Origin of the sequence: Bradyrhizobium sp. USDA 4538 (genome assembly GCF_024171045.1) — a bacterium.
GTDB lineage: Bacteria > Pseudomonadota > Alphaproteobacteria > Rhizobiales > Xanthobacteraceae > Bradyrhizobium > Bradyrhizobium australafricanum.
Genome location: NZ_JALJZE010000001.1, coordinates 8,153,958 through 8,170,476 on the forward strand (window position 1 = coordinate 8,153,958; position 16,519 = coordinate 8,170,476).

A 16,519-nucleotide genomic window follows, 5' to 3' on the forward strand; every position below is an offset into this window, starting at 1 on the left:
CTCAGCTATAAACAGACGGTCCCGACGGTCGGGAATCGAATTCACGTGAGGGGGAGACGATGACGCGCGAACTGTTCTGGCTGTCGCTGACGGTGATCCTGACCGGGCTGCTGTGGATTCCTTACCTCATCAACCGCTGGCAGGTGCGCGGCCTCTCCGGCGTCATCGGCAATCCCTCGCGTGGCGACAAGCCGCACGCGGAATGGGCCAACCGGCTGATGTTCGCCCATGACAACGCGGTCGAGAACCTCGTGATCTTCGCGCCGCTGGTCCTGATCCTCAACGCGGCCGACTATTCCACGAAATGGACCGTGCTCGCCTGCGCCGTCTATTTCTGGGCCCGCGTCGCCCATCTGATCGTGTACACGCTGGGCCTGCCGGTGTTCCGCAGCGTGGCCTTCACGGTCGGCTTCCTCGCCCAGGCGGTGCTGGCGCTCGCGATCTTCAAGATCGTCTGATCCAAATATTCCCGCCGGTTGCGGCGACAGCCGCGCCGGCGCGGCATCAACTACCGGCTCTTGCGCACCACGATATGCAGCATCGTCGCGGGAGCCTCGTCAAAGCTCTTGATCTCGCTGGTGTCGGACGAGACTTGCGTCCACGCCCCTGAGGCGGCGTAGGTCGCAGCGAGCCAGTCCGCCGCGGGATAATTGTAGTACCGGCCGATGCTGTCGCGGCCATCGCCATGGCCGATCTTGTAGCTCGCGTAGAACAAGCCACCGGGTTTCAGCGCCCGAAGGATGCGGCCGATGATGCCGGCCAATTCGTCGCGCGGCACGTGCAGCAGGCAGGCGCTGGCCCAGACGCCGTCATAGGCTTCGCGGTCCTCGAGCTCGTCGAACAGCATCGCCTCGACGGGATGATTGATGCGGCGCGCCGCGACCTCGGCCATCTCGGGCGACCCGTCGGTCGCACGCAGCACAAAGCCTTCGGCGAGCATGACAGCGGCATGATTGCCGGCGCCGCAACCGAGTTCGAGGATCGCGCCGCCCGGCGGCAGCAGCTTCAGAAAGCCGATCAGCCGGGTGGACGGGGCTTTCGCCCACCCGGCATAGGTCTCGGCATTGCGCCGATAGAATTGCAGCGTGGCGTCGTCCACGATCCGCTTCGCCGTCAGCTGTCGGCCAGCCCGAGCATCAGCCGCATGTTCTGGACCGCGGCACCCGAGGCGCCCTTGCCCAGATTGTCGAGCCGCGCGACCAGCACCGCCTGGTGGTGCTTGTCGCTGGCGAAGACGTAGAGCTCGAGCTGGTTGGTCTCGTTGAGCGCCTCCGGCTCGAGCCGCCCGCCCTTGGCGGCCTCGTTCTGCAGCGGCATCACCGAGACATATTTGCTGCCCGCGTACCACTTCGCGAGAACAGCCTGCAGGTCGGCACCGGTCACCTTGCCCGGCAGCGCGTCGAGTTGCAGCGGCACCGAGACCAGCATGCCCTGCCGGTAGTTGCCGACCGACGGGATGAAGATCGGCCTTCGCGTCAGATGCGAGTAGAGCTGCATCTCCGGCACGTGCTTGTGCTCGAAGCCGAGGCCGTAGAGTTCGAAGGCCGGCGCCGAGCCGTCCTCGAAGCTGGCGATCATCGACTTGCCGCCGCCCGAATAGCCGCTCACCGCGTTGACGGTGACGGGATAATCCGCCGGCAGCAGGCCGGCGTCGACGATCGGCCGCAGCAGCGCGATCGCGCCGGTCGGATAGCAACCCGGATTGGAGACCTTCTTCGCGTTACGGATCTTGTCGGCCTGATCGGGCGCGAGCTCGGGGAAACCGTAGGCCCAGTCGGGCGCAACGCGATAGGCCGTCGAGGCGTCGAGCACTTTCGGCGCGGCATTGCCCATCGTGTCGATCAGCGCCACAGTCTCCTTGGCGGCCTCGTCAGGCAGGCAGAGGATCACGAGATCCACCTCCTCCATCAGCGCGCGCTTGGCGCCTGCATCCTTCCGCTTGTCCTCGGCGATGTGCTTCACCGCAACGTCGCCGATCGAGAGCAGCCGCTCCTGGATGCCGAGGCCGGTCGTGCCGGACGCGCCATCGACGAACACGGTGGCCTTGGTCGCACCGCTCCTGGTTTTCGGTTGGTTGGTGTCGGTGAGGGTCATGGCACGTTCCTTTCGAGCTCGTTCGTTTCGTTTAACACATCTGGCCGCGCCTGCGCCGCCAACGGGGATGGGCAGTTATCCTTAGATTGAGCGCCCCTCGCCAGCGACAACAACCCCCGCTCATGGAAACAGCGCGATCTGCTCCAGTCCAGTGGTTTCGGGCAAGCCGAACATCAGGTTCATGTTCTGGATCGCCTGTCCGGCCGAACCCTTCACAAGATTATCGAGCGTCGAGAGCACGATGGCGCGGTTCTTGATCCGGTCGGCGACGACGCCGATCTGAACATAATTCGAACCACGCACGTTCTGCGTCTGTGGCAGCACACCCTTCTTCGTCACATATACGAACGGCTCGTTGGCGTAGGCCCTTTCCAGCTCGGCGCGCAAATCGTCCGGCGTAGCCCCGTTGAGCTTGACATAGGATGTGCAGAACTCACCCCGCGCCATCGGAATGAGATGCGGGGGGAAGTTCACCGTCACAGCCGAGCCAGCGGCCGCGCCAATCTCCTGCTCAATCTCCGCCGAGTGTCGATGGCTTCCGATCGAATAGGGCGACAACCCTTCGCCGGCCTCGCTGAACAGCGTGTTCTGCTTCAGTCCGCGTCCGGCGCCGGTGACGCCCGACTTTGCGTCGATGATGATGTCGTCGACGTCAATCAGCTTTGCCTTCGCCAGCGGAACAAGCGCCAGCAGCACCGCCGTCGGATAGCAGCCGGGACAGGCTACCAGCCGCGCGGCCGTGACCTCCTCCCGGTAGAGTTCGGTCAGCCCATAGACCGCCTCGTCCTGCAATTCGAGCGCCCGGTGCTCATGGCCGTACCATTGCGCATAGCTGTCTTTGTTGCGCAGCCGGAAGTCCGCGGACATATCGAGGATCTTGATTCTGGGATTGGCTTTCAGCACCGCGGCGATGATCTCTTGCGTCGTCCCGTGCGGCAGTCCGCAGAACAGGGCATCGAGCCGCGTCCAGTCGACCTTTTCCCATTCCACGAGTTTTGGCAGGTCGAGCATGAAGAAGTGAGGAAACACCTCGCTCATCGTCTTGCTGGCATGGGTGTTAGCGGTAAGCGCGGTGATTTCGGCATTCGGGTGCCGCGCCAACAGGCGCACCGCGTCGGCGCCGGTGTAGCCGGACGCGCCCAAAATTCCGATTTTCTTCTTCGTCATTGCTCGCTCCTCGGAAGCGTAGTCATCTCGGTCTGTATCAGCGCGAAAGCCTGCGGGCGCACCTCGCGCATCAAGGCCGCGATGTCTTGGGCACCGGCTTCGGCCTGCAAAGCGAGCGTGTTGCCGACCGCCGCGAAATCGGTTTCAGACTTGTGCTGGTTCAGCTTGAAGCTGCCCTCCACCTCTTCCACCATCATCTCGAGACCCACGATGGCCTTCTTCATGGTTTCCAGCCTCGCGGCGGTCATCTTGCCCGACACCCACGGCTTTTTCGGCAGCAGCCCGTCCTCGAACTTGGCGCTCAGCGCGTCGATCTGAACGGCAAGCTCGTCATCCGACAACGTCCGCACCGCCCCGGTCAGATGCACCGCCTGATAGAGCCAGGTCGGCACCTGATCGGGTGACACGTACCAGTCCGGCGAAACATAGGCGTCGGCGCCGGTAACGGCCAGCAGCCAAGGTGACCCGCCCGCCAGCTTTACCAGCGGATTGTGACGGGCAACATGAAACAGCGCCCGCGGCGTCCCGTCGGCGGCGTAAGTCAAGTAGAACGGGAGCGCGGAGGCGATCGGCTTGCCGCCGTCCCACGCGCAGGCCATGCCGAAACCGCGCGCTTCCGCGAAGGCAAGGCTCGCGGCACGGTCAGGCTTGAAGGGCGGTGGCGTATACATGGTCAAAGCTCCTGCATGACGAAGGAGCCGCCAGATCGAACCGCGTGTCTTTTTCAGGAGAGCGCCGCGGGATCGGGTCCGGCGGCAGAGGCGATGGTCTTAAACGCGAGCGACCGCCCATACCGCGATAATGCGGCGGCGGCGGGCAATGATGATGGTCGCGGCGTTGATCATGGGCGCGGCTATAAGGCCGCGCCCCCTTGACGTCAAGTTGTTGCTTGTCATTCCGGGGCGATGCACAGCATCGAACCCGGAATCTCGCGCTAGGACCTCCAGATCCCGGGGTTCGCGCTCCGCGCGCCCTCAGGTGCGCAATGGCGCACCGGGGAATGACTGGCTAGATCGCCGGATTCCACGGTGCCGGCACGACGCGATAGCCGCCGCCGTCCTTCACCACATTGCCGAGGCCCGGGAACGGATAGTGGAAGCCCTGCACCTGGAGCCGCTCGGCAACCACCATGTCGTAGATGCGGCGGCGGGTCTTCTCCGCCACGTCGCCGTCCTGGTCGAAGAACGCATGCCAGCCGGGGTTGGTCGCGAACAGGTTCGGATTGTTGGTGACGTCGGACTGGATGAAGACCTTGTCCGGGCCCGAGGCCAGCACGTAGGAGGTGTGGCCCGGCGTGTGGCCGACGGTCTCGACCGAGGTCAGGCCCGGCGCGATCTCCTTGCCCCACTCGTAGGGCGTGACCTTCTTCTTCAGGCCGGCTTCGAAGATATTGCGGTTGTTCTTGAACAGGCCCTGCATGCGGCCGGCCGGCGCCCGGCTCATCTCGCCGTCGTCCATCCAGAACTTCCACTCGGTCGCCGGCACCAGCACCTCGGCATTCGGGAATGCCGGCGTGCCTTCGGCGGTCAAGAGGCCGTTCACGTGGTCGCCGTGGAAATGCGAGATCACGACCATGTCGACATTCTTGGGATCGAAGCCGGCGGCGACGAAATTGTCGGCGAACAGGCCATTGGCGCCCTTCGTGCTGGCCTTCGCCAGCGCGCCATTGCCGGTGTCGATCACCACCAGCTTGCCGCCGGTGTTGAGCACCAGTGGCGCGAACCAGATCGTCATCATGTCGCGCGGCATGAACGCCTTCTCCAGCGCCGCGTTGACGTCGTCCCGCTTCGCATTGGGGATGAAGGAGTCTTCCAGCTTGAAGACGTTCTTGCCATCGGACACCACGGTGACGAGGATGTCGCCGACCTTGTAGCGATAGAAGCTCGGCGCCTGCTTGTCGGCGACCGCCGCCACAGCGGCCGCAGGAACGGCTGATAGCAACGGTGCAGCGGCAATGCCGGCAGCACCCGCGAGAGCGTGACGTCGTGTCAATTCCATGTGGTGTCCTCCCAGTGAAGCGGCGCCCGGTGAATTCGCAGTTGGCAGGCGAGGTTGTATCAGCCTTTCGATGCCCGCGCGATGACGGTTGCGCGACTTGGCCATCGTCCGGGCTAACCCCTGCGCCGCGGCCTTATTCCGAGGCCGACGGTCGGCAAACGGCTCTCGTGGGTCGGATGCGCTGGCGCACGGTCGTCGGCGTAGGCAGATCAGGAGCTCAAAGACGACCGAAGAGTTGGCGCAGGTGACCCAAAATTCCGCCGCCTCCCAGCAATCCCTCGAGACGCGTGCGGGCGAGCGCATTACCGCGATCGGACGCCCTGCTGTACCACTTGGCGGCTTCCCGGATGTCCTTCGGAACACCCGTGCCGCTCTCGTAGGCATATCCCAGATTGTACTGGGCCTCACTGTCGTTCTGATCGGCGGCAACCCGAAGCAGCGCGATGCCCCGTGATAGATCGAGCGGCAAGCCACGGCCCTTAATGTAGAGCAATGCGAGATTCCCCTGCGCCCAAGCCGAGCCCTGATCGGCAGCCTTCGAAAACCAGGTCGCAGCTTGCTGATAGTCCTGGGCGAGACCGGCGCCATCCCGATAGAGGCGCGCGAGGTGGGTCTGACCGAAGACATCGCCCTGCTCGGCTGCCTTGGCGTACCATTGGGCTGCGACCTTCTCGTCGCGCGCCGTGCCAAGCCCGTATTCATATGCGTAGCCCAGCTTCCCCTGGCTGTAGGAATCGCCCTGCTCGGCGGCCATCAGAAACCAACGGATCGCCTCGGCGTAGTTGCGCTCGACGCTGTAGCCGCTTTCGTACATGTACCCCACATAGGATTGAGCCTTGGCGTTGCCATGCTCGGCATACGGTCGGAGCAGAGCCATCGCGCGCACGTAGTTTTGCGCCTGATACGCGTTCACGCCATCGGTAAACTCGGCGCTGATTTCCGTAACGAGCGGTACCGGTTTCGGCGTCAATCCGATCGGCCCGTATTTGAACTCCGCGAACTTGTCCAAGCCAGCCTTGATCGCCGCAGCAAATTCCGCCGGACAGACCGCAGCGTCGACGCTGAATCGCACCAACGCGCTGGAGCGAATCGTGCGGCTGCTGAGCGTGGCGGTCGCGTTGACCTCGATCCGCCCCGTCGCAGCGCCGTATGCCGTGCTGCCGCTGAAACTCTTGCTATAGATGACCGGCGCTGGCTTTTCGTAGAAGTTGGTTCCCTCAGGCACGGTGAGCGAACTGGTCTCCCGATATTCCAGCGAGCGGCACGGAAAGGCCCGGTCGGTTGGCCCGCTGGTGGCGAGCAGCAGCAGCGAGGGGCGCGGGTCAGTCAGCGGCAGCATCCTGATCCGCTCGAGATGATTGAGGCCGACGGGCTTGGTGATCTGGAAGTTCGTGGTGATCGCATAGCTGTCGGACAGGTCGCGCGGATTCGGGAAGCTGTAGTCGCCCGTGCCGCTCAGCCCCGCCTGCTCGATCAGCTTCCTGGCGCCGTTCTGCCGGTCCCCCGCGTCAAGGCCTAGTGCGACGGATCGTCCAACACTTGCTCCCAGTCCATTGCCGGACAACACCGAGCGCGCCTGACGTGTACCATCGCTGTGCAGCGTGTATTCCGTATCCGCTGCCAACACGAAGCGCTGCGGTGCCGTCACCGGGATACGGCCCATCGTCCCCTTGTCGATGTTGAGCGCGGGTTTGCCGCCGAGGTTCGGCGGCAGGGAATCGAACGCCACCAGCGACGAGGTCGGGTCGAGATAGCGGTCGATTGCCGGAACATAGACAATCGCGTGGTCGAAGTTCTGCGTCGCGACCTCCGTCAGCGTGTACTGCAGGCCGGCATTCACCACGACAAGGTTGGCTTCGATCCCCTGAACCGCGAGCAACGCCTTGAGGATCGTCGCATGCGCCTTGCAGTCACCGTAGCGCGCCGCGAGGACTGCGGATGCGGGTTGCGACGTCAAGCCACCATCCTCGAGCCCGATCCCAACGTACCGGATATTCCGCGCGACCCAGTTGTGAATTCGTTCAACTTTGCTTCGGGCGTCCGCGGCGTCGCCGACGATCTCGGCAGAGAGCTTTTCCAAACTCTCGTCAGGCTGCGCCATCGGCGCGTTACGGGCGTTCAATACCGCCGCAAGAGTTGCATAGTCCGCGAAGGTGCTGACCTCGAACCGCCGGGCATCGTCGAATGTCCCTGCGTCCATCTCGCGCGGCCTCGGCGTTTCTTGCCTGAAGAGAACATGATGGACGATCCGGTCGCCTCGCCTCTCCTCTTCATGTTCGACATTGCGCAACCCGACATACAACGGCTTCGACGCGGGCGCATCGAGCGTGAGCTCCATCACCTCGCGAGGTTGATCCGCCATTTGACTCCAGTAGCCCGCAAATTCGCCGGGAAACACGGCTCGCTTCGCCTTGTAGATCAACCGCCCCTTGACCTTGTCGCCGGGAGCGACGTCCGGATAAGCAACCAACCGCTGCCGCTGCTCGTCAAAATAGGGAGAGGAGCCATCCGTCGAGGCCGGCTGGTCTCGGATTGCGCGTTCGTCGACCGCAATGACCCGGCCGTCGGCTTTCAACGTAGCGAGCTCGCTGGATGACAAGTCGTAGAAATAGCTGTTGTAGCGGAAGGTTCGTCGAGCGAGCGCCTCGGCCCCCTTCTCATCGAGCGCCTGGGCTTCGAAATCGAAGATAGTCGTGCTCAGGCCTTGCTCGTCGAAAGTAATCGCATAGCGGCTGATCGTCCGCCGCCAACCCGGATCGATCCAGACCCGGTGCGGGTCCGCAGTCGTTGAAGTCGATGTATCGGCTGCGGCAAAGCTCAACGGCGTCAGTAGCAGTAAAGCGAAAAGGAGACAGATGCGCGCGATCATGGTGATGCAAGCCCGACGACGACCGAAACGTCGGCTGTTGAGCTAGCACCGCGAGATTACCGTCGCCTCGCCGGGATAGAAAAACTTTTAGGTTTCTCTTTTCGCGTGTGGGCACCCGTCCGATGTCGCGGACTGACGGCGCTACACCACCCGCCACACCCACTCGATGGCATGGGCAATGACGTCGCCGAACAGCAGCAGTGCCGCCGACCAGACCAGCGCGGAGACGAAATTGGCGATCTGGAATTGCCAGTACGACATCTCGAAAATGCCGGCCGCAAGCGGCACCGAGGCGCGCAGTGGACCGAAGAAGCGGCCGATGAAGATGCTGGGCACGCCCCAGCTCTTCACGAAGGCCTCGCCCCGCGGCAGGATCTCCGGGTAGCGCGACAGCGGCCACATCTGCGCGACCTGCTCCTTGTAGCGATAGCCGAACCAGTAGGAGACCCAGTCGCCGAGTGCAGCGCCGACGCCGCCCGCGATCCAGATCGGCCAGAAGCTGATCCCGCTGACGCCGATCAGGGCGCCGATCGCGACCAGCGCACCCCAGGCCGGAACCAGCAATGAAATGAAGGCGAGCGATTCAGCGAACGCCAGCAGCATGACGATCGGAGCGGCCCAGGCCTGGTGGTGCCGCACGAATTCGGCCAGGGCCCGCGCAAGGTCTTCCATCTCGTCGTGTGCCTTCCCGCTCCGTTGAACCTCGAATGAACCTTTCTAGCGGCACGCAGCCTAAGAACAGGTAAGCCAGCCGATTGCGTGACATCAAGTCACAAAGGCGGGGATCGACCGTGATTTCCCGTAAGGCCCCTGAGGTCCAGGTTGGCATCTCCCTCACAAGAAAAAGGAATGACTGGATGATCGGATCGCTGATGATGTGCGTGAGCGTTCTCGTCCTGCTGTTCGGAATGCTCGCGGGCATCGCCATGGGTATCCAGCACGACTTCACGTTGGGACCGGCGCATGCGCATCTCAATCTGGTCGGCGGCGTGCTGCTGTTCCTGTTCGGCCTCTACTACCGGCTGGTGCCGGAAGCGGGCAGCATGCTGCTCGCCAGAATCCAGGGCTGGCTGCATATCGTCGGCGGCGTCCTGTTCCCGGCCGGCGTGGCCGCCGTGCTGCTGAAGGGACCGTCGTTCGAGGCGGCGCCGATCGTCGGGTCACTGCTGGTGGTCGCCGCCATGGCCCTGTTCACGGTCATTGTAATCCGCACCTCGCGGGCGTAATCGCGGTTTCCTATCTATGGGGATGGCCAGGCTCCAGGGCGCGGCCGTCCCCATTGGCAGCCCATCCGTGGCATAGTCAGAGCAACCGATTCGCCGCGCCGTGACCGGCGCGCCACTTGAAGAACCATGGCCAAATCATTGAAGTCGAACGCCAAAAGTAAATCTGCCGACGATCTGTTCGGAGCCCCGGAAGCGAAGGGACGCGCCCCGGCGAAGGCTGCTTCGCGATCCGCTGGAAGCGCCGAAGCCGGCTATACGGCGGCTGACATCGAGGTGCTGGAAGGGCTGGAACCGGTCCGCCGGCGCCCCGGCATGTATATCGGTGGCACCGACGAAAAGGCCCTGCACCACCTGTTCGCCGAGGTGATCGACAACTGCATGGATGAGGCGCTGGCGGGCCACGCCACCTTCATCGACGTGGAGTTGACCGCCGACGGCTTCCTGACCGTGACCGACAATGGTCGGGGCATTCCGGTCGACCCGCATCCGAAATTCCCGAAGAAGTCGGCGCTCGAAGTCATCATGTGCACGCTGCACTCGGGCGGCAAGTTTGACTCCAAGGTCTATGAGACCTCGGGCGGCCTGCACGGTGTCGGTGTCTCCGTGGTCAACGCCCTCTCCTCGCTGCTCGAGGTCGAGGTTGCGCGCAGCGGGCAGTTGCATCGCATGACCTTCGAGCGCGGCCACCCCAAGGGCAAGCTCGAAGACCTCGGCAAGGTCAGCAACCGCCGCGGCACGCGCATCCGCTTCAAGCCGGACACCGACATTTTCGGCGCCAAGGCGGCTTTCAAGCCGCAGCGTCTGTTCAAGATGACGCGCTCGAAGGCCTATCTGTTCGGCGGCGTCGAGATTCGCTGGCACTGCGACCAGGAGCTCTTGAAGGGCATCGAAGACGTCCCGTCGGAAGCCAAGTTCCACTTCCCCGGCGGACTGAAGGATTATCTGGCCGCGGCGATCCACGCCGATACGCTGGTGCATCAGGATATCTTCTCCGGCAAATCCGGCCGCAGCGGCGCGCATGGCGCCTGCGAATGGGCCGTGGCCTGGACGGCCGATGCCGACGGCTTCCTGTCGTCCTACACCAACACGGTGCCGACGCCCGATGGCGGTACGCATGAATCCGGCCTGCGCAGCGCATTGTTGCGCGGTCTCAAGGACCACGCCGAACGCGCGGGCCAGGGCAAGCGCGCGGCGTCCATTACCTCGGAAGACGTGATGGTGGGCGCGGCCGTGATGCTCTCGGTGTTCGTGCGCGAGCCTGAATTCCAGGGCCAAACGAAGGACCGCCTCGCCACCGCCGAAGCGCAGCGCATCGTCGAACAGGCGATGAAGGATCCGTTCGACCACTGGCTGTCAGGCAATCCGAACCAGGCCAACCGGCTGCTCGATTTCGTGATCGATCGCGCCGAGGAACGGCTGCGCCGCCGTCAGGAAAAGGAAACCGCGCGCAAGACCGCCGGCAAGAAACTGCGTCTGCCCGGCAAGCTCGCCGATTGCTCCGACGCCGGTACCGAAGGCTCAGAGCTCTTCATCGTCGAAGGTGACTCGGCCGGCGGCAGCGCCAAGCAGGCGCGCGACCGCAAGACGCAGGCCGTGCTGCCGCTGCGCGGCAAGATCCTCAACGTCGCCTCCGCCGGCAAGGACAAGCTGACCGCCAACGCGCAGCTCTCCGATCTCGTGCAGGCGATCGGCTGCGGAACGCTCGCGCATTACCGCGAAGAGGATCTGCGCTACCAGCGCATCATCATCATGACCGACGCCGACGTCGACGGCGCACACATCGCATCGCTCCTGATCACCTTCTTCTACCGGCAGATGCCGCGGCTGATCGACGAAGGGCACCTCTATCTGGCGGTTCCGCCACTCTACAAGCTGAAGCACGGCACCAAGTCGATCTACGCCCGCGACGACGCGCACAAGGACGAGCTGCTGAAGAGCGAGTTCAACGCCAACGCCAAGGTCGAGGTGAATCGCTTCAAAGGCCTCGGCGAGATGATGCCGGCGCAGCTGAAGGAAACCACGATGGATCCGGCCAAGCGCACGCTGCTGCGCGTGGTGCTGCTGGCCGACGATCGCGAGGGCACCGCCGATTCGGTCGAGCGGCTGATGGGTACCAAGGCCGAAGCCCGCTTTGCCTTTATTTCCGACAAGGCCGAATTCGCCAGCGACGACCTGCTCGACGTCTAGGCCCAACCGATTGATCTGAAATGAGTTTCCGGCCGCTCCCAGATTGGGGCGGCCGTTGCCATTTTGCCCGTTCGGAGAGCCCCAGTGGCTTCGTTTTCAGCCGGATGTGTCTCACCAGCAACAGCATTTCCAACGGAACCACGTATAGTTCGATCATGAGTTTCGGGAATCGGTGCCAGCGCACTCCCCTGAGCGACCTGATCGAACGCTAGTCGAGGATTTGGATATGAAGAAGATTTTGCTCGCTCTGACCGCGGTTGCTGCGATGACGGCATCGGCGTCGGCGGCCGATCTGGCCGCCCGCCCCTACACCAAGGCTCCTGCTCCGGTTCCGGTCGCTCCGAGCTGGACCGGCTTCTACATCTTCGGCGGTGGCGGCGGCGGCGTCTGGGATGCTGACACGGGCGTCCAGTCGACCGTCACGGGTGCGCCGATCCTCGGCTTCAACCAGCGCCAGGGCGGCGATGGCTGGTACGGCACCGTCGGCGCCGGTTACGACTGGCAGACCGCCAACAGCTGGGTCATCGGCGTGTTCGCCGACGGTCAGTTCGGCAGCCTGAAGGGCACCATCCAGGATCAGGGTCCGTTCGTCGCCGGCAACATCAAGAACGACTACAGCTGGGCGGCTGGTGCGCGCCTCGGCTACCTGATCGCGCCGAACGTCCTGTCTTACGTCAACGCCGGTTACTCCAGCTCGCACTGGAAGGGCACCACGCTGTTCAACACCGCGAGCGCGCTTCCCTCGGGTCTGCACACCAACGACTTCGATCGCGGCGGCTGGTTCGTCGGCGGCGGCGTCGAGAACAACCTGAACATCTTCGGCATCACCGCGCCGGGCTGGTTCATGAAGACCGAGTATCGCGCCGCTTACTACGACAACAAGAACATCTCGGAGCTGGTCGACGGCACCAACCTCTCGAACGGCCGCGACATCACCTTCAAGCCGCTTGTCCAGACCATCAGCACCTCGCTGGTCTACCGCTTCAACTGGACCGGTCCGGTTGTTGCCAAGTACTGAGCTGCGTACTGATCCCTGCTGAGATAGCAGACCAAAAGCCCCGGCATTGTCCGGGGCTTTTTTGTTGCCCGAACGTCATCGAAATCTCCCCACGCGCAGGCCCGCCGGCGCAGGGCGGACCGGCGGTGGCCGATCTGGTCAGCGCCGGGACGATCGGGCACTCTCGCGCCCGGTTCAAACCTCAGCGGACAACAACAATGAAAAACGGACAGTTTGATCTCTCGGGCCGGGTCGCCATCGTCACCGGTGGCAATGGCGGCATCGGGCTTGGCATGGCGCGCGGCCTGGCGGACGCCGGCGCGGCGGTTGCCGTGGTCGGCCGCAACGAGGCGAAGTCGAAGGCCGCCGTCGAGGATCTCGGCAAGCGCGGCGCCAAGGCGATCGCGGTGGCAACCGACGTGACCGACAAGGCCGCCGTCGCGGCCATGGTCGAACGGGTCGTTCGCGAGTTCGGCCGGATCGACATTCTCGTCAACAACGCCGGCATGAGCATCCGCAAGCCTCCGCACGAGCTCGAGCTGGAGGAGTGGAGCAAGGTGATCGACACCAACCTGACCAGCGCGTTCATGTGCTCGAAGGCGGCCTATCCGGCGCTCAAGGCGTCGGGCCACGGCAAGATCATCAATATCGGCTCGATGATGTCGATCTTCGGTGCGAGCTTCGCCGCGGCCTATGCCGCGAGCAAGGGCGGTATCGTGCAGTACACCCGCGCCTGCGCCAACGCCTGGGCTCCCGACAACATCCAGGTCAATGCCATCCTGCCCGGCTGGATCGATACCGACCTGACCAAAGGCGCGCGCCAGCAGGTGACCGGGCTGCACGAGCGCGTGCTTGCGCGCACGCCGGCGGCACGCTGGGGTGCGATCGATGACTTCGCAGGCATCGCTGTGTTCCTGGCATCGCCGGCGTCGGACTTCGTCACCGGCACCGCGATCCCCGTCGACGGCGGCTATTCGGTGATGGCCTGAAAGCACAAGCGCTCTTCCGGTCGCGCGGCGCGCAGTTCAGCCCGCGGCCGGCGAATGCACGTGCTCCGGCCGCACCCCGACGGCGACCAGACGTGCGGTGAGGCCCTGCAGCCAGGGCATTGCCGTGATCAACCGCAGCGCCAACGGCACCGGCTGATCGCCGGCCTTCAGCGCCGCGCTGATGATGTTGTTCTGCGCAATCACCTGCATGCGCTGCGTCACGCGCACCGGGAATTCGCGGCGACGCCGCACCGCATCGAGTTCGTCTTCCGACGGCACGCCGTGAACGAGCTTCGCCGCCAGGATGTTGGCGGTCGCGACCGCATCCTGCACCGCGAGGTTGACGCCGACGCCGCCGATCGGCGACATCGCATGCGCGGCGTCGCCGATGCAGAGCAGGCCGGAACGGGTCCAGCGCGTCAGGCGATTGATCGCGACCGTGAGCAGCTTGACGTCGTCAAAGCTCTTCACGTCGGCAATGCCGGCCTTGAGGATCGGCGCCAGCCGCAGCACGTCGTCGAGCAGCGCCGGCAATCCCCTCGCCTTCACCGCCTCGTATTGGCCCTTGGCGATCACATAGGCGCATTGCCAGTAGTCGCCGCGATCGAACGTCACCATCATCTTGCCGTGCTCGACGCGGGCGAACAAATTCTCGGTCTCATCCGGACGCCGCCCGACGCGAAACCACAAAACGTCCATCGGCGCGCCGATCTCCTCGACGTCGAGGCCGGCGCGCTCGCGCACGATCGAATGACGTCCGTCGCAGCCGATGGTCAGATCCGCCTCGATCTCGACCGGGCCGTCGGGCGTGTTCGCGTGCACGCCTGCGACAGCATCGCCGCGCCGGATCAGATCGGTCGCCTCGGCCTTCATCAGCACCTTCAGCGAGGGGAAGCGCTTGCCGCTCTCGCGCAGGTAATTGAGGAAGTCCCACTGTGGCATCATCGCGATGAAGGGGTATTTGACGCTGAGGCGGCGGAGATCGGCGATCCGCACCGAGGTGCCGCCGAACATGCCGTCGAGCGTCTGGATGTCCTGATGCGGCAGCTTCAGGAAGCCGTCTATCAGGCCGAGTTCGTCCATCACCTGCAGGGTCGACGGATGCACGGTGTCGCCACGGAAGTCGCGGAAGAAGTCGGCGTGCTTCTCCAGCACCACGACATCGACTCCGGCGCGTCCGAGCAGATAGCCAAGCATCATGCCGGCCGGCCCGCCGCCGACCACGCAGCAGCGCGCCCTGATCTGACGCGTGTTCGGCCCTGCCGGATTGCCTGCATCCATGATGCCGTCCTCACCGCTGCCTCGCCCCTCAGAATCCGATTGTAACGCGGATCGGGCGGCAAGGATGCAAGGCTATCGCCTGAAGGTCTTGATTTCCGACACGCTGCCGTCGCGATAGGTCAGCTCGACCGAGACCGCCTTGGTCTGCGGCGCAAGCTTCAGATAAGGCTGCGCGTCAGACGGGATCGCGCTGGGATCGCGCGAATTGCAGGATGGCATCTTCAGGACCTTGTCCGGCACCGCGGTGTCGATGCCGATGCGCACCTCGCGGATCGCGCAGCGATACGACATCAGGTGCGTATAGTAGACCAGCAGTCCGTTGAACTCGCGGAATGACAGCCAGCTGGTCGCGGTCATGTCGAGGATCTTGCGCTGGTCGCGGATCAGCGCGGCGTCGGGATCGAACTTGATCGGGAACGGCCCCTGCATCATGCCTTGCGTATCGACATAGCGAATCTCGATCGTTGCGGCCGGCGCATCGGCCGGCAGCTCGACCGACGGATTGGGCATCCGCTTGCGCGTGCGCGGATCGAGCGTGTCGATGAAGCCGGTTTCGCGGAAATCGCCGCTGTCGCCGATCCGCCAGGAAATCCCGAGCGTTGGATCGGCGATCGAGAACACCACGGTCCAGCCGCCATTGTGCCGCGAGAAGCTCGCGATCGGCGCGTTGATCGAATCCTCCTTCGGCAGCTTCGGCACCGCGACCGGCGGCAGCGCGGCCACCTGCTGCGGCGGCGCGGACGGCTTGGCCGCCTCGGCCTGCCCCTTCGCGATCCCGTTCAGGAAGACATCGTCGACCATCTGGTCGAAATAGACCGGGATCTGCTTGTGCTTCACGGTCTCGGCCATCTCGCTGACCAGGCGCCGCGTGCGCTGCGCGACCTGCACGAGATTCTCGCCGGGCTGCAGCAGCTCCTTGGCGAAGGTCCGCGTGAACACCGAATTGGGATTGGCATCATCGTTCGAAAGACGGTCGAGCGCGGTCTGGCGCGGCCCCGCCGAGAACACCGAGAACACGCCCTCCGGCAGTTGCGTCATCGGCGCGAGGCCACCGCCGCCGGCGACCGCGCGCGTGCCGGCGCGCTCGAACGGATTGTTGCGGCAGGCGTCGAACACCAGGATCGAGGTGCGCGCCTTCTTGTTCTGCAAGCGCTCGACGATGCGGTCGGCGAGAACAGAGGCGTCGCGCACCAATTCCTCCTGCCCTTCGGTGGCGGCCGGCACGTCGGTCGGCAGCAGGAAATTCTGGCCGGCGATCTCGAAGCCGTGGCCGGCATAGAAGAAGAACGCGGTATCGCCCGGTTCCACGGAGCGGTCGAACGCGAGCAGCGTCTCGGAGAACGCCTGCCGGTTGAGGTTCTCGGCTACCATGACGCTGAAGCCGAGCTGCTTCAGCGTGTCGCCCATGGTGCGGGCGTCGTTGACCGCCTTCTGCAGCCTGGGCACGTTCCTGTAGTCATTGTTGCCGATCACCAGCGCGACGCGCTTTTCGGCCTGGGCGGGTGCGGCCGATGCGACAAATGCAACCGCCCAAAGGATCGCCGAAAGTCTCGAAAGCCAGCTCTTCATCCCGTTTTCCCGCCTGCACGACAAATGCGCCGCCCGTGCGACCGCCGCCTAATAGTCGGACCAGCCGTTTCGCCGGTTCAAGGCCGGCCGCGGACGGCCGTTCCGGCCGGCCACGCCAGGCCGAAATGAGGGATCCGATTTG

14 protein-coding genes are annotated in these 16,519 nt (G+C 64.3%); 5 read left to right on the forward strand and 9 right to left on the reverse strand.

Annotation, left to right across the window (positions count from 1 at the left end; translation table 11 throughout):
* Positions 1-59 precede the first annotated feature (59 nt).
* Positions 60-458 (forward strand): MAPEG family protein, encoded by a 399-nt coding sequence (locus tag J2R78_RS37610; protein WP_253608747.1) that lies wholly within the window; start codon positions 60-62, stop codon positions 456-458.
* Positions 459-508: 50 nt separating this feature from the next.
* Here the strand turns inward: J2R78_RS37610 and J2R78_RS37615 are convergent, their stop codons facing one another.
* From J2R78_RS37615 to J2R78_RS37645, 7 genes are all read right to left on the reverse strand, one after another.
* Positions 509-1,099 (reverse strand): class I SAM-dependent methyltransferase, encoded by a 591-nt coding sequence (locus tag J2R78_RS37615; RefSeq protein WP_253608749.1) that lies wholly within the window; start codon positions 1,097-1,099, stop codon positions 509-511.
* A gap of 14 nt (positions 1,100-1,113) precedes the next feature.
* Entirely contained in the window at positions 1,114-2,094 is a 981-nt protein-coding gene (gene argC, locus J2R78_RS37620; RefSeq protein ID WP_253608752.1) for an N-acetyl-gamma-glutamyl-phosphate reductase, read from the reverse strand.
* Between the two features lie 120 nt (positions 2,095-2,214).
* Positions 2,215-3,261 (reverse strand): N-acetyl-gamma-glutamyl-phosphate reductase, encoded by a 1,047-nt coding sequence (argC, locus tag J2R78_RS37625; protein WP_253608753.1) that lies wholly within the window; start codon positions 3,259-3,261, stop codon positions 2,215-2,217.
* Complete coding sequence (locus tag J2R78_RS37630) at positions 3,258-3,932, reverse strand: FMN-binding negative transcriptional regulator (protein WP_253608754.1); 675 nt, start codon at positions 3,930-3,932, stop codon at positions 3,258-3,260. The genes argC (J2R78_RS37625) and J2R78_RS37630 overlap by 4 nt, the downstream gene beginning before the upstream one ends.
* Before the next feature lie 337 nt (positions 3,933-4,269).
* Entirely contained in the window at positions 4,270-5,259 is a 990-nt protein-coding gene (locus tag J2R78_RS37635) for an MBL fold metallo-hydrolase (RefSeq protein WP_253608755.1), read from the reverse strand.
* A gap of 217 nt (positions 5,260-5,476) precedes the next feature.
* Positions 5,477-8,128, reverse strand: a complete 2,652-nt coding sequence (locus tag J2R78_RS37640; protein WP_253608757.1) for a DUF3857 domain-containing protein — start codon at positions 8,126-8,128, stop codon at positions 5,477-5,479.
* A gap of 141 nt (positions 8,129-8,269) precedes the next feature.
* On the reverse strand, positions 8,270-8,800 hold the full coding sequence (locus tag J2R78_RS37645) for a DedA family protein (protein WP_028332199.1): 531 nt from the start codon (positions 8,798-8,800) through the stop codon (positions 8,270-8,272).
* A 185-nt stretch (positions 8,801-8,985) separates the two neighbouring features.
* Between J2R78_RS37645 and J2R78_RS37650 the strand changes: the two genes are divergently transcribed.
* The 4 genes from J2R78_RS37650 to J2R78_RS37665 all read left to right on the forward strand — a co-directional run bounded on the left by J2R78_RS37650 (position 8,986) and on the right by J2R78_RS37665 (position 13,527).
* Positions 8,986-9,354, forward strand: a complete 369-nt coding sequence (locus J2R78_RS37650; protein WP_253608758.1) for a hypothetical protein — start codon at positions 8,986-8,988, stop codon at positions 9,352-9,354.
* Between the two features lie 126 nt (positions 9,355-9,480).
* Positions 9,481-11,541, forward strand: a complete 2,061-nt coding sequence (parE, locus tag J2R78_RS37655; protein ID WP_253608760.1) for a DNA topoisomerase IV subunit B — start codon at positions 9,481-9,483, stop codon at positions 11,539-11,541.
* Positions 11,542-11,767: 226 nt separating this feature from the next.
* The gene (locus J2R78_RS37660; protein WP_076828706.1) at positions 11,768-12,559 is read left to right on the forward strand and encodes an outer membrane protein; all 792 of its coding nucleotides are present in this window, start codon (positions 11,768-11,770) and stop codon (positions 12,557-12,559) included.
* Between the two features lie 197 nt (positions 12,560-12,756).
* Positions 12,757-13,527, forward strand: a complete 771-nt coding sequence (locus tag J2R78_RS37665) for an SDR family NAD(P)-dependent oxidoreductase (RefSeq protein ID WP_253608761.1) — start codon at positions 12,757-12,759, stop codon at positions 13,525-13,527.
* Between the two features lie 36 nt (positions 13,528-13,563).
* Here J2R78_RS37665 and J2R78_RS37670 read toward each other — a convergent pair whose 3' ends face one another.
* On the reverse strand, positions 13,564-14,808 hold the full coding sequence (locus J2R78_RS37670; protein ID WP_253608763.1) for an FAD-dependent oxidoreductase: 1,245 nt from the start codon (positions 14,806-14,808) through the stop codon (positions 13,564-13,566).
* A gap of 72 nt (positions 14,809-14,880) precedes the next feature.
* Entirely contained in the window at positions 14,881-16,377 is a 1,497-nt protein-coding gene (locus J2R78_RS37675; protein WP_253608764.1) for a caspase family protein, read from the reverse strand.
* Positions 16,378-16,519 lie beyond the last annotated feature (142 nt).

Excerpts from the sequence above, each read along its gene's own strand:
- argC (WP_253608753.1), bottom strand. The coding sequence starts at position 3,261 with ATGACGAAGAAGAAAATCGGAATTTTGGGCGCGTCCGGCTACACCGGC.
- J2R78_RS37630 (WP_253608754.1), bottom strand. The coding sequence starts at position 3,932 with ATGTATACGCCACCGCCCTTCAAGCCTGACCGTGCCGCGAGCCTTGCC.
- J2R78_RS37645 (WP_028332199.1), bottom strand. The coding sequence starts at position 8,800 with ATGGAAGACCTTGCGCGGGCCCTGGCCGAATTCGTGCGGCACCACCAG.
- J2R78_RS37635 (WP_253608755.1), bottom strand. The coding sequence starts at position 5,259 with ATGGAATTGACACGACGTCACGCTCTCGCGGGTGCTGCCGGCATTGCC.
- J2R78_RS37610 (WP_253608747.1), top strand. The coding sequence starts at position 60 with ATGACGCGCGAACTGTTCTGGCTGTCGCTGACGGTGATCCTGACCGGG.
- J2R78_RS37650 (WP_253608758.1), top strand. The coding sequence starts at position 8,986 with ATGATCGGATCGCTGATGATGTGCGTGAGCGTTCTCGTCCTGCTGTTC.
- J2R78_RS37660 (WP_076828706.1), top strand. The coding sequence starts at position 11,768 with ATGAAGAAGATTTTGCTCGCTCTGACCGCGGTTGCTGCGATGACGGCA.
- J2R78_RS37665 (WP_253608761.1), top strand. The coding sequence starts at position 12,757 with ATGAAAAACGGACAGTTTGATCTCTCGGGCCGGGTCGCCATCGTCACC.
- argC (WP_253608752.1), bottom strand. The coding sequence starts at position 2,094 with ATGACCCTCACCGACACCAACCAACCGAAAACCAGGAGCGGTGCGACC.
- J2R78_RS37640 (WP_253608757.1), bottom strand. The coding sequence starts at position 8,128 with ATGATCGCGCGCATCTGTCTCCTTTTCGCTTTACTGCTACTGACGCCG.
- J2R78_RS37670 (WP_253608763.1), bottom strand. The coding sequence starts at position 14,808 with ATGGATGCAGGCAATCCGGCAGGGCCGAACACGCGTCAGATCAGGGCG.
- parE (WP_253608760.1), top strand. The coding sequence starts at position 9,481 with ATGGCCAAATCATTGAAGTCGAACGCCAAAAGTAAATCTGCCGACGAT.
- J2R78_RS37675 (WP_253608764.1), bottom strand. The coding sequence starts at position 16,377 with ATGAAGAGCTGGCTTTCGAGACTTTCGGCGATCCTTTGGGCGGTTGCA.